This window comes from Microbacterium sp. RURRCA19A (assembly GCF_900156455.1).
Lineage (GTDB): Bacteria > Actinomycetota > Actinomycetes > Actinomycetales > Microbacteriaceae > Microbacterium.
In genome coordinates this window covers 806,928-819,376 of record NZ_FTNQ01000002.1, presented here as the reverse complement: position 1 = coordinate 819,376, position 12,449 = coordinate 806,928, and the positions used below count along the sequence as shown (strand labels likewise).

The window sequence follows — 12,449 nt, the reverse complement described above, 5'->3', positions numbered from 1 at the left end:
TGTCTTGGACACTCGGCGTTTCTGCGGCTCGGGGCGGCAGAGACTCAGGCGAGCAGGCGCTCCAGTGCGTCGAGCACGGGACGCTGACCCTTCACGAGGCGATCACGGGCGGCATCCAGACCCGTCCACTTCGCGCGGTCCACCTCGGGGAACGACGCCGTACGACCCGACCGCGGCGGCCACTCCATCTCGAACTCGCCGAAGACGAATCCGGATGCCTCGAACCCGGTGCCGTCGAGGGCGAAGACGACGAGCCTCTTGCTCGAGGTCGCGGCGAACGTCCCGAGTTCGACCCACTCCCCCGCCGGGGGTTCGAGGCCGAGCTCCTCACGGAACTCGCGGCGCGCGGCATCCCGGGGCTCCTCCGCACCCGGCTCGAACTCGCCCTTCGGCATCGACCAGGCGCCGGACTCCTTGCGCGCCCAGAACGGGCCGCCCATGTGCGCGATCAGCACCTCGAGCGCGGGATGCCGCCGGTACAGCAGCAGTCCCGCGCTCCAGGCGACCATCAGACGCCCGCCGGGACGCGCGCCGCTTCGTCGGCGATCACGTCGGCGCGCTTGCGGAACGTGCGGGCCGTGACCCGGTCGAGCGCGATCTGGCCGCGCATGCGTTCGGCCTTCTCGTACAGCGACGGGCCACCGAACCCGGTGAGCACCTTCACGAGCACCGGCAGCAGCTCGATCATGAAGAACAGCGCCGCGATGAGCCAGTGCGCCCAGCGGAGCGTCGGCTCGCGTTCGGAGAGCCGCTCGAGAGCCGAGATCTGGCTCAGGAGGCCCACGGCCCCGGCGTTGCCGTTCGCCACCGAGGACGCGCGGTCGTTGTAGGCCGTCAGCGCCGACTCGTACTGGGCACGCGCGGCGGGCAACTGGTCCTCGGCCTGCTGCTTGTTCTGGTCCGCCGAGGCGGCGGCGGCATCGGCACCGGCCGAGTTCGCGGCGGCCAGCGACGTCTGCGCCTGCTGCAGCTGCGCCGACAGGGCGTCGTACGACGACTGGGCCTGAGCGAGCTGCGCCTTCGCGGCCTCCGAGCTGGCACCGTCGCCGGCGACGCCGGTGCACCCCGCGACTTCCCCGGCGCCCTGGCCGGTCAATTCGCACTGGTACACCGCGCGCGCCTGATCGATCACGGCCTGCTGCGCGGCGAGCTGCTGCGTCAGCTGATCGACCGTCTGCTGGGCGGCGGCGGCTTCGGCGGACGTCGACGAGGTCCCGGCGACGATCCCGGTCGCCGCCTGGTTCTCGAGCGCCGCGACCTGGGCGCTCGCGGCATCCAGGGCCTGCTTCTCGGGGCCGTTCGTCACGGCGTCCTGATCGGTGAGCGCCTGCGTGACGTTGGTGGAGTTGACCTCGCGGTTGATGTCGTTCTGAAACACCTGGAGGACGAGCGGCTCCGCCACGACGATGCCGATGAGCGCCGCCATGATGATGCGCGGGAAAGCCAGACCGAGCAGCCGGAAGACATTCGTGGTCGACCGCATGGTCGACGTGAGGAAGCGGTCGAGGTTGAAGATGATGAGGCCCCACACGAGGGCGAGCGGGATCGCGAGGAAGATGCTGATCCGCACACCCGTGAGGAGCGCGAACATCATCGACAGCGCCGAGACGAGCGCCGTACCCGCGAGCACCAGGAACATCTGCACGAAGCGCGGCACCTCTTCGGGCACCTCGTCGAGCACGTCGTTGTCGGCGCCGCCGAGCACGGCCATGCGCCGCACGAGCGACAGGCTCGGCCGGCGGGGGTCGGCTCGCCGCAGGCGCGGAGGACGAGGGGTGGATGCCACGGGCGCGGGGAACGGCGCCGCCTCGGGGACCACGGGCTCGGGCTCGGCCGCGGGCAGGACGGGTTCGGGTGCGGGTTCGACGGCTCCCGGGTCGGAATCGAGGGGGACCGGTGCGCCCACGGGCTGCGGGGCCGCCGCGGACTCGGTGTCTTCGGGCCACTCGAACGGGGCGGTGTCGTCGTCACCAGCGGGCGGTGCACCCCACGGCTCGGTGGGGTCGTCGGAGGTCACGGTGTCGGCCGACGCGTCGGCGTCGTCACGCTGCTGGGCGATGATGTCGTCGAGGTACTGGGGCTCGCGGTCATCGTCCGTCGTGAACTCGATGCGGCCGTCGGAACCGAAGCGTCCGGGCCGGTGAGCGGAAAAGGACATTCGCACAGGGTACGACGCGAGTCCTGCCCGCTCCTGAGCGGGGCCTGTGGCCCTGCCGGGGCCCCGCTCAGGGTGAGATCAGACCAGACGCGCCTTCGGCGACACCTCGTAGGTGTTCTCGGGATCGGCGAACACGGCGTCGCCGAGGGCCGTGTCGATCGCCGCGAGGGTGTCGGCGTCGAGCGTGACGCCCGAGGCCTTCACGGTGTCCGCGAGCTGCTCCGGACGCGACGCGCCGACGAGCGCGGCCGCGATGTTGGGGTTCTGCAGCACCCACGCGATCGCGAGCTGCGGCATGCTGAGCCCCGCCTCGTCGGCGATCGGCTTCAGGCGCTGGACGGCCTCGAGCACGTCGTCGCGGAGGAACCGCTTGATGAAGTTCGCCCCGCTCTTCTCATCGGTCGCGCGTGAACCGTCGGGCACCGGCTGACCCGGCAGGTACTTGCCGCTGAGCACGCCCTGCGCCATCGGCGACCAGACGATCTGCGAGATGCCGAGCTCTTCGCTGGTGGGCACGACCTTGCCCTCGATCACACGCCACAGCATGGAGTACTGCGGCTGGTTCGAGATGAGCTGGATGCCGAGCTGCTTCGCCAGCGCGTGCCCGTCGCGGAGCTGCTCGGCGGTCCACTCGGAGACGCCGATGTAGAGCGCCTTGCCCTGACGCACGATGTCGGCGAAGGCCTGGAACGTCTCTTCGAGGGGCGTCTCGTAGTCGAAGCGGTGCGCCTGGTAGAGGTCGACGTAGTCGGTGCCGAGGCGCTTCAGGGAGCCGTTGATCGAGTCCATGATGTGCTTCCGGCTGAGGCCGGTGTCGTTGGGCCCCATGGGACCGGTGGGGAAGTACACCTTGGTGAAGATCTCGAGCGACTCGCGGCGCTGCCCCTCGAGGGCCTTGCCGAGCACGAGTTCCGCCGCGGTGTTGGCGTACGTGTCCGCGGTGTCGAACGTCGTGATGCCCGCGTCGAGGGCGGCGTGCACCGTCTTGATCGCGGCGTCGTCACCGACCTGCGAACCGTGGGTCACCCAGTTGCCGAGGGTGATCTCCGAGATCTTGAATCCACTGTTTCCGAGGTAGCGATAACCGACCATGGCTCAACGCTATCGGCGGCATCCGACATCGGGGGCCGCGGGGTTGCCGGATTGTCGACCAAGCCATATGATGACTGACGCCTGACGGCGTACGAATGTCGTCGGCGCAGTTGCACAAAGGAGTCAACGGATGAACGAGAGCGACGCCCTCCGTCCCTTCCCCGCCGAGCGACCGGTCCCCGCGGCCGTGGTGCGTGCCGCCTCGACCTCGCTCGGCGCGCGCCTGGTCGTGCTCGACGACGACCCCACCGGCACCCAGTCGGTCGCCGATCTCCCGGTCCTCACCGCATGGGACACCGCCGACTTCACCGCCGTCTTCGCCACCGACGCACCCGCGGTCTACGTGCTCACCAACGCCCGCAGCCTGGCCGACGACGACGCGCGCGCCCGCAACCGAGAGGTCGCGCACAACGCGCTCACCGCCGCGCGCGAGGCCGGCATCGAGCTGGAGTTCGTCAGCCGCGGCGACTCCACGCTCCGCGGCCACTTCCCGCTCGAGACCGACACGCTCGCCGACACGATCGAGGAACAGGGCGGTACGCCCGTCGACGGCGTCGTGCTCGTCCCCGCCTTCCCCGATGCGGGGCGCGTCACGATCGGCGGCATCCACTACATGCGCGAGCACGACGGCCTGCGCCCCATCGGCGAGACCGAGTTCGCACGCGATGCGACCTTCGGCTACCGCCACTCCGACCTCGCCGGGTGGGTCGAAGAGAAGTCGGGAGGCCGCCACCGCGTCGCCGACGTCATCGTGCTCGACCTCGGGACCATCCGCGCGGGCGCCGAGGCCATCGCCGACACGATCGAACACGCCACAGGTCGCACCCCCATCGTGTGCGACACCGTGACCGAAGACGACATGCGGCTGATCTCGTTGGGCGTCATCGAGGCGCGGCGGCGCGGGAAGACGATTCTCTACCGCGTGGGTCCGCCGTTCGTGCGCGCCCGCATCGGCGCCGACCGCCGCGCACCGCTGACCTCCGCCGAGGTGTTCCCGGACGGAGGGGCGCCCCGCGGCGGCCTCATCGTCGTCGGGTCCCACGTGGCCGTGACGACCCGCCAGCTGCAGCGCCTGCGCGCCGCCCGCCCCGGCATCACCGACATCGAGATCGACGTGGCGCGCGTGCTCGAGGCATCCACCGCTCCCGCCTATCTGGTCGAGATCATCGACGCGACCGTTCGCGCGCTGGAGAGCGGCGACGTCGTGATCAGCACCACCCGCGCGGTCACGACCGCGGCGAGCGCCGACGCGAGCCTCGCGATCGCCCGCACCGTCTCGGCCGCCGTCGTCGACCTCGTCCGGGGAGTCGTCGCCCGCACGCACCCGCGCTTCGTCGTCGCCAAGGGCGGGATCACCTCCAGCGACGTCGCCGCCCACGGCCTGTCGATGCGCCGCGCGACCGTCCTCGGACCGATGCTCCCCGGGATCATCTCGCTGTGGGAGCCGGCCGACGGCCCCGCGGTCGGCATCCCCTACGTCGTGTTCGCCGGCAACGTCGGCGACGACGATGCCCTCGCCCACGTCGTGTCCACCCTCACCCTCCCCCTCCCGGCCGCCACGGGCCGCTGAACGCATCGAAAGCGAAGGAGCTTCCCCCATGACCACCGACTACACCGTCGCCGTCCTCGGACTCGGCGCCATGGGACTCCCCATGGCGTCGCGCCTGGCCACCGGCCTCACGGTCCACGGCTTCGACATCGCCCCCGCCCGGCTGAGCCTGGCCGAGGATCGGGGCGTGACGCCCTTCCCGTCCGCCCGCGAAGCCGTCGCCGACGCCGACGCCGTGCTCCTGGCCGTGCGCGACCAGTACCAGCTCGACGACGTACTGTTCGGCGAGAACGGCATCGCCACGGCGCTGCGCTCCGGTTCCGTCGTCATCCTCACCAGCACCGTGGGCACCGCCGGCATCCGCCCCGTCGCGGACCGTCTCGCCGGTCACGGCATCGACCTCGTGGACGCCCCGCTGTCGGGCGGTCCCGCCCGCGCCGGCGAGGGAGACCTGCTCATCGTCGTCGGCGCCGCACCCGCCGCGCGCGAGAAGGCCGCGCCAGTGCTCGAGCTCCTGGCATCCACCCTCACCGTGGTCGGCGACAACGCCGGTGACGGGCAGGCGCTGAAGACCGTGAACCAGTTGCTCTGCGGTGTGCACATCGCCGCCGCGGGCGAGGCGCTCGCCCTGGCGGACGCCCTCGGCCTCGACCCCGCGAAGACGCTCGAGGCCCTCATGGGAGGAGCCGCCGCGTCGTTCATGCTCGGCAACCGCGGCCCCCGGATGCTGCAGGCCTACGACGAAGAGGGTGCCGAGGTGCTGAGCGCCCTCGACATCTTCGTCAAGGACATGGGCATCGTCGGCGACGCGGCGCGCCGCCTCGGCCTGCCGACCCCCGTGGCCGCCGCCGCCGAACAGCTCTACCTCTCGGGGAAGGCGCAGGGGCTGGGCTCCCGCGACGACTCCAGCGTCATCCGCGCCGTCGCCCCGGAACGCCGCCACGGCTGACCCGAACCCCCACGAATCGAATCGAAGGAGATCCGAATGCTGCTCGTCCCCATGGCCGACACCCCACCCATCGCCCCGGCGGTGGAGCTGGGGACCGGTCCTCTGCTCGGCATCGCCGCCGCGGGCATCGCCCTGCTGCTCGTGCTCATCATCCTGTTCAAGGTGCACGCGTTCGTCGCCCTGCTCATCACGAGCGTCGCGGTGGCGATCTCGGCGCAGATCCCCGCCGGCGACGTGTTCACCCTCGTCGCGAACGGTGTCGGCTCGACCATGGGCAAGGTGCTCATCATCATCGCGCTGGGCGCCATCCTGGGCAGGCTCATCGAAGTGTCGGGCGGTGTCCAGCACCTGGCGGAACGGTTCACCGATCGTCTCGGACCCCGCCGTGTCGCCGTCGCACTGACCATCGTGGCGTTCGTGGTGGCGATCCCGGTGTTCTTCGAGGTGGGCGTGATCGTGCTCGTGCCGATCCTCTACGCCTTCAGCAAGATCGCCGGCGTGAAGCCGATCGTGTTCGGTCTGCCGATGTTCGGGCTGATGCTCGCGGTGCACGTCGCGGTCCCGCCGCACCCGGGCATCGTCGCCGGCGCGGGCGTGTTCGGCGCCGACCTCGGTCTCATCACGGCGATCTCGCTCCCGATCTGCGCGGTGCTCGGCATCCTGTGCTTCTTCGTCGCACGCCTGATGAACCGCACCGACTACGCCCTCGCCGCACGCGTGTCCGAGCAGATGGCCGAGTTCGGCCAGACGTCGACGGTCATCGAGTCGCGTCGCGCCGACGGCACGGTCATGGCACCCCCGAGCCCGCTCACCGTCGTCGCCCTCATCGCGCTGCCGATCGTGCAGATCCTCGTCGGCACGATGCTGTCGCTGAGCCTGCCCGCCGGATCCACCGGACGCGGTGTCGCGACGTTCATCGGCACGCCGGCGTTCGCGCTGCTCATCGCGGTGATCGTGGCGTTCTTCGTGCTGCCGGTGCGCCGTCGCTGGGGTCTCGGCCGCACCAACGAGGTGTTCGAGAGCTCGATGCCGCCGATCGCGTCGATCCTCCTCGTCGTCGCCGGTGGCGGTGTCTTCGGCGCCGTCCTGCAGGCCTCGGGCATCGGCGCCGCCCTCTCGGTCACGCTCGAGGGCCTGGGCGTGCCGCTGCTGGGTGCGGCGTTCCTCATCACCCTGGCGCTGCGCGCGGCGCAGGGCTCGGCGACGGTCGCGATCGTGACGACCGCGAGCCTGCTGTCGGCCGGTGTCGCCGCCGCCGGTTACAGCCCCGTACAGATCGCGGCGGTCGCGGTGGCGGTCGGTTTCGGCTCGCTGGGCCTGTCGATGGTCACGGACGCCGGATTCTGGATCGTGACGCGCTACCTCGGGCTCACGGTGGCCGACGGGCTGCGGACGTGGACGGTCCTGACGACGATCCTCGGCCTCGCCGGCTTCCTGCTCACGTGGGCGGTGTTCGCCCTGGCGGGCTGATCGTCGTACCGCACACGCCGGGTCGGGGACGGATGTCCCCGGCCCGGCTATTAGGTTGGAGCGGAAAGGGGATGCCATGGCGCGACGTTCACGTGTCGACGAGGTCGTCGACGGGATCTTCGACGACATCGTCGCCCGACGCCTGACCGCCGACCAGGCGCTTCCCAGCGAGCCCGAGCTCGGCGACCGCTTCGACGTCAGCCGCGTGACGGTGCGCGAGGCCATCAAGACGCTTCAGGCGCGCGGCGTGGTGCGCGTCGAGAGCGGGCGCGGATCCTTCGTCGAGCCGATCGCCCGGTGGACGTCGCTCGCGGCGGTCCTCGCCGCCACGGCCGCGGTCGACGACGCGAGCGCCGCCGAGCAGCTCATCGAGCTGCGGCGCATCTTCGAGACGGGGGCGGCCGCGCTCGCCGCCGCACGCATCCGGCCCGACGAGGTGGATGCCATCGCCGCCGACCTCGCGGCCATGCGCGGCGCGCACGAGACCGATGACCTGGCCGCGTTCGTCGCGGCCGACCTGTCGTTCCACGACCGCATCCTCGCGGCCTCCCGGAACCCGTTCCTCACGGTCATGTTCGCCCCGCTCACCGAGGTGCTGTCGGAGCGGCGGGCGCAGACCTCGCGGGTGCGCGTCATCCAGGCGCACGCGATCGAGGAGCACGCGCACGTGCTCGAGGCGTTGCGCAGCGGGGACGGCGAGGCCGCGCACCGCGCGATGGACGCGCACATGCAGCAGACGCTCGACGACCTCCGGACGCATGTGCTGCGCACCGGGGCCGCGTAGGCGCGAGGGCCTCAGCCGACCGGCGTCTCCGCGGCGGCGGCTTCGTCCTCCTCGGTCGCGACGAGCTGACCGCACGCCCCGTCGATCTCTTTGCCGCGGGTGTCGCGGAGGGTCGTCGGGATGCCGGCGTCGTTCAGACGCCGCACGAACTCGTTCTGCACGGGGATCTCGGAGGCCGTCCAGATCGAGCCCGGGGTCGGGTTCAGCGGAATGGGGTTCACGTGCACCCAGCCGCGACCGCGGGCGTTGAGCTTCTCGGCCAGCAGGTCGGCGCGCCACGCGTGGTCGTTCATGTCCTTGATCAGGGCGTATTCGATCGAGACGCGGCGCCCGGTCTTGTCGAAGTAGGCGCGGGCGGCATCCAGGGCCTCGTCGACCTTCCAGCGGGAGTTCACCGGGATCAGCTCGTCGCGCAGGTGGTCGTCGGGCGCGTGCAGCGACAGGGCGAAGGTCACCGGGATGTCCTCGTCGGCGAGCTTCTTGATCGCCGGGACGAGCCCCACGGTCGAGACGGTGATGCCGCGGGCGCTCATGCCCAGCCCGTGCTCCTTGTCGACCATCACGCGGACGGCCTGCATCACGCGGGCGTAGTTGGCGAGCGGCTCACCCATGCCCATGAAGACGATGTTGGAGACGCGGTCGAGGGAGTGGTCGTCACGCTTCTTCCCGCCGAGGCCTCCCGCGGCGATGAGGGCATTGGCGCGCACGATCTGCTCGATGATCTCGGCCGCCGACATGTTGCGGGTGAGGCCCGCCTGGCCGGTGGCGCAGAACGGGCAGTTCATGCCGCACCCGGCCTGGCTCGAGACGCACAGCGTGATGCGGCCGGGGTAGCGCATGAGCACCGACTCGACGAGCGCGCCGTCGTGCAGCTTCCAGAGGAACTTGATGGTGTCGCCGCGGTCGGTCTCCAGGCGACGCACCTCGGTCAGCAGGGGCGGAAGCATCCCCGCGACCAGCTCGTCGCGACCGGATGCCGGCAGGTCGGTCATCGCGGCCGCGTCGGACGTGTAGTGGGTGAAGTAGTGCTTCTCGAGCTGCTTCGCCCGGAACCCGGGGAGCCCCAGCTCCTTCACCTTCGCCACGCGTTCCTCGGCGGTGAGGTCGGCGAGGTGCACGGGCGGCTTGCCGCGCTTGGGGCTGGCGAACTGCAGCAGCGGACGGCCGGTCTCGTCCTTGGCCTGCTGCCAGCCCTCCGTGGCGGGACGCACCTGACGCGGCTTCGTCTCGCGGACGGCGGTGTCGGCCGGGGCCCCCGCGGGGCGCGCCTGCCGGGGCGTGGTGGAGCGCACGGGGGGCTGATCGGTCATGGGTTCCAGGGTACCGGGGTGCGCCTGCGCCGAGGCTGGGCGCTGCGCGGTCGCTTCAGCCCCCACGCGCGACGGCACCTTCCGTTGCGGCACATGGTCGCTCGGGGCCGAGCCAGGCGACAAAGTGCGGCAACTCACTCGAGACGCCACCGCCTTAAACTGCATCCCATGCCCGGTGCCGGTGACGTCTCCCTCCCGCCCGGCGGCGTCCAGAGGCTTCTGAACAACAACGTCGTCGTGTCGGTCGACGCCGACGGCCGCGAACGGGTGCTGATGGGCCGGGGCATCGGGTTCCAGCTCAAGCACGATGGGCGCATCGACCCCGCGAAGGTCGAGAAGACGTTCGTGCTCGACCAGGCGAGCGACACCGCGCACGCGCGGAAGCTCCTCACCGACGCGCCCTACACGCTCGTGCAGGCCGTGCTGCGGGCGGTCGACGAGGCCGAGCGCGAACTCGGCCGCGACCTCGGCCGGCGATTCCCCCTCGCCGTCATCGACCACGTGCACTACGTCGTGGAGCGCCTCGACCAGGGCATCCGCATCCCCGGCACCTCGATGCCCGAGCTGCGCATCCTCCACCCCGACGAGTCGCGCGTCGCCGACCACATGGCCGCGTCGATCGCGGCATCCCTCGAGCGCGAGCTGCCGCCCGAAGAGGGCGTGTTCCTGACGATGCACCTGCTGAACGCGACGCGCGACGAGCCCAACGGCACCGCGGCGCTGCTCTTCCGGCGCGTGCAGCACGTCGTCCGCACGGTCGAGACGGGGCTCGGCACGGCGCTCGACACCGACAGCGCCGACTACGCGCGGTTCATCCTGCACGTGCGGTTCCTGCTGCAGCGCCTGGTGGATCGCACGATGCTCGCCAGCGGCGACTCGTCGTTCTTCGAGTTCGCCAAGCACCGCTATCCGCGCTCGTACGACATCGCCGAGGCGGTGAAGGCGTACGTCCTCGCGGCGACGGGCTCGGCCCTCACCGACGAGGAGGTGCTGTACATGATCGTCCACGTCGAGCGGCTCGCGACGAGCATGGGTCGCGGCGACGACGGTGGCGACCCCTCCGCGCCGGTGCTATAGTCGCTGCCGCAGGCCTCACGGCCCGCCGACGAATCTGGATTGTTACCGCGCGAGCGGGCAAGACCTGAACTCACATCGCTGACGAGCGATGAACGGGTTCGGGTCTTTTTTATTGCCCGAAACAGGCCGGAGACGTCGACACAGAACATTCGACAGGCCGCATCGATGCGGTGGAAGGCAGGCGGTTCCGATGGCGGATCACGCGAAGACGGCGGCGGGGGTCCTCGCCGGTGTCGGTGGAGAGAGCAACGTCCAATCCCTCGTGCACTGCGCGACGAGGCTCCGGTTCGTCCTGAAGGACGAGGGCAAGGCGGATGCCGCGGCGATCCGCGCCGTGCCCGGCGTCATCACCACGGCCCAGGCGGGCGGCCAGTACCAGGTCGTCATCGGCAACGACGTGCCCGACGTGTACGCGGCGATCCAGTCGCAGACGAAGGTCGGCGGCGACGCCGGGGCGGAGGAGGGCCCGAAGGGCAACCTCTTCAACCGTTTCATCAAGATGATCTCGGCGATCTTCACGCCGATCCTGTGGGCCCTGGCCGGCACCGGGCTCCTGAAGGCGTTCCTCGCCGCGGCCGTGACCTTCGGCTGGATGGATGCCACGACCACCACCTACACGATCCTCAACGCGCTGTCCGACGCGCTGATCAACTTCCTGCCGCTGGCGCTCGCGATCACCGCGGCCCGCTACTTCAAGGCGTCGGAGTTCACCTCGTTCGCGATCGCCGGTGCGCTGGTGTACCCGTCGATCACGGCGCTCACCGGCGCCCCGGACGTGACGTTCTTCGGCATCCCGGTGACGATGGTGAGCTACGTCTCCAGCGTCATCCCGGTCATCATCATCGTGTGGCTGCAGAGCTACGCGGAGCGCTTCCTGCTGAAGGTGCTGCCCGGGGCGGTGCGCCGCTTCGTCACCCCCATGCTCGTCGTGCTGGTGGCCGTGCCGCTGGTGTTCGTCGTCATCGGACCGCTCTCCGCGCTCCTGGGTGGCGGCCTCGCCTCGGGCATCGGCTGGGTGTTCCAGACCGTGCCGTGGCTCGGCGGCGCGATCATGGGCGGTCTGTGGCAGGTCTTCGTGATCTTCGGTCTGCACTGGGGCCTGGTGCCGCTGTTCCAGCTCGAGTACCAGACCACCGGCATGATCCTGCTCATCGGCCCGGTGTTCGCCGCGGTGCTGGCCCAGGCCGCCGCCGTCGCCGGTGTGCTGGTGCGCTCGCGCAACAAGAACCTGCGCTCGCTCGCGGCGCCCGCCACCCTGTCCGGTTTCCTCGCCGGCATCACCGAGCCCGCGATCTACGGCATCAACCTGCCGCTGAAGCGCCCCTTCGCGTTCGGTGTCGTCGGCGGCGCCCTCGGTGGCGCGCTCATCGCGATGGGCGGGGTCTTCTCCAAGGCGTTCGTCGTCCCCTCGGGCCTCGCGCTTCCGGCGCTGCTCGGAAACGGCAACATGGTCATGCTCGCCATCGGCCTCGCGGTCGCGGTCGTCGTTCCGTTCCTGCTCACGGTGCTCATCGGCTTCAAGGACCCGGTCGACGAGACCGCCCCGGCCGCGCCGGCCGCGGCGACCGACACCGTGGTGCTCAACCCGGTCGACGGCTCCGTCGTCGCCCTCAGCGAGGTTCCGGATGCCGCCTTCGCGGACGGTTCGCTCGGCAAGGGCGTCGCGGTCCGCCCGACCTCCGGCGCCGTGTACGCCCCGTTCGACGCGACCGTCGTCGCGGCGTTCCCCACCGGTCACGCGGTCGGTCTGCGCGGCGTCGACGGCGTCGAACTGCTGATCCACGTGGGCCTGGACACCGTCAAGCTCGGCGGCGAGCACTTCTCGCTGAAGGTCTCGTCGGGCCAGCAGGTGAAAGCGGGCGACCTCCTGGTGGAGTTCGACGGCGACGCGATCGAGCGCGCCGGCTACGACCTGATCACCCCGGTCATCGTGACCAACGGCGACCTCTACCCCGACGTCGCCGACGTCGCATCCGGACCGCTCTCGCACGGCGAGACGCTCTTCCGCGCCGTGTCGGTCGACTCTCTTTCCGCCACCCGTTGATCCCCTGGGAGAACCA

General features: G+C 70.8%; 10 protein-coding genes. 6 read left to right on the top strand and 4 right to left on the bottom strand.

Annotation, left to right across the window (positions count from 1 at the left end; translation table 11 throughout):
* Window positions 1-44: 44 nt before the first annotated feature.
* The 3 genes from BW982_RS11805 to BW982_RS11795 all read right to left on the bottom strand — a co-directional run bounded on the left by BW982_RS11805 (window position 45) and on the right by BW982_RS11795 (window position 3,250).
* Complete coding sequence (locus BW982_RS11805) at window positions 45-509, bottom strand: NUDIX hydrolase (protein ID WP_076493386.1); 465 nt, start codon at window positions 507-509, stop codon at window positions 45-47.
* Entirely contained in the window at window positions 509-2,158 is a 1,650-nt protein-coding gene (locus BW982_RS11800; protein WP_076493385.1) for a DUF4407 domain-containing protein, read from the bottom strand. Before BW982_RS11800 ends, BW982_RS11805 begins: the two co-directional genes overlap by 1 nt.
* Before the next feature lie 78 nt (window positions 2,159-2,236).
* Entirely contained in the window at window positions 2,237-3,250 is a 1,014-nt protein-coding gene (locus BW982_RS11795) for an aldo/keto reductase family protein (RefSeq protein ID WP_076493383.1), read from the bottom strand.
* Between the two features lie 130 nt (window positions 3,251-3,380).
* Here BW982_RS11795 and BW982_RS11790 point away from each other — a divergent pair, with 130 nt between their 5' ends.
* From BW982_RS11790 to BW982_RS11775, 4 genes are all read left to right on the top strand, one after another.
* A complete protein-coding gene (locus tag BW982_RS11790) occupies window positions 3,381-4,820 on the top strand; it encodes a four-carbon acid sugar kinase family protein (protein ID WP_076493381.1) in 1,440 nt (479 codons plus the stop codon).
* 28 nt (window positions 4,821-4,848) lie between these two features.
* Window positions 4,849-5,748 (top strand): NAD(P)-dependent oxidoreductase, encoded by a 900-nt coding sequence (locus BW982_RS11785; RefSeq protein ID WP_076493380.1) that lies wholly within the window; start codon window positions 4,849-4,851, stop codon window positions 5,746-5,748.
* A gap of 36 nt (window positions 5,749-5,784) precedes the next feature.
* Complete coding sequence (locus tag BW982_RS11780; protein WP_083696659.1) at window positions 5,785-7,218, top strand: GntP family transporter; 1,434 nt, start codon at window positions 5,785-5,787, stop codon at window positions 7,216-7,218.
* Between the two features lie 76 nt (window positions 7,219-7,294).
* Window positions 7,295-8,002 carry a FadR/GntR family transcriptional regulator gene (locus tag BW982_RS11775; protein ID WP_076493378.1) on the top strand — a complete coding sequence of 236 codons (708 nt, stop codon included), beginning with the start codon at window positions 7,295-7,297 and terminating at the stop codon, window positions 8,000-8,002.
* An 11-nt stretch (window positions 8,003-8,013) separates the two neighbouring features.
* On the opposite strand, the gene rlmN is transcribed toward BW982_RS11775, so the two are convergent.
* Window positions 8,014-9,312, bottom strand: coding sequence for a dual-specificity RNA methyltransferase RlmN (rlmN, locus tag BW982_RS11770; RefSeq protein WP_175611091.1), 1,299 nt, complete (start codon window positions 9,310-9,312; stop codon window positions 8,014-8,016).
* A 168-nt stretch (window positions 9,313-9,480) separates the two neighbouring features.
* Here rlmN and BW982_RS11765 point away from each other — a divergent pair, with 168 nt between their 5' ends.
* Together BW982_RS11765 and BW982_RS11760 are read left to right on the top strand one after the other, a co-directional pair.
* Window positions 9,481-10,389, top strand: coding sequence for a PRD domain-containing protein (locus BW982_RS11765; RefSeq protein WP_076493377.1), 909 nt, complete (start codon window positions 9,481-9,483; stop codon window positions 10,387-10,389).
* A gap of 190 nt (window positions 10,390-10,579) precedes the next feature.
* Window positions 10,580-12,433 carry a beta-glucoside-specific PTS transporter subunit IIABC gene (locus BW982_RS11760; protein ID WP_076493375.1) on the top strand — a complete coding sequence of 618 codons (1,854 nt, stop codon included), beginning with the start codon at window positions 10,580-10,582 and terminating at the stop codon, window positions 12,431-12,433.
* Window positions 12,434-12,449 lie beyond the last annotated feature (16 nt).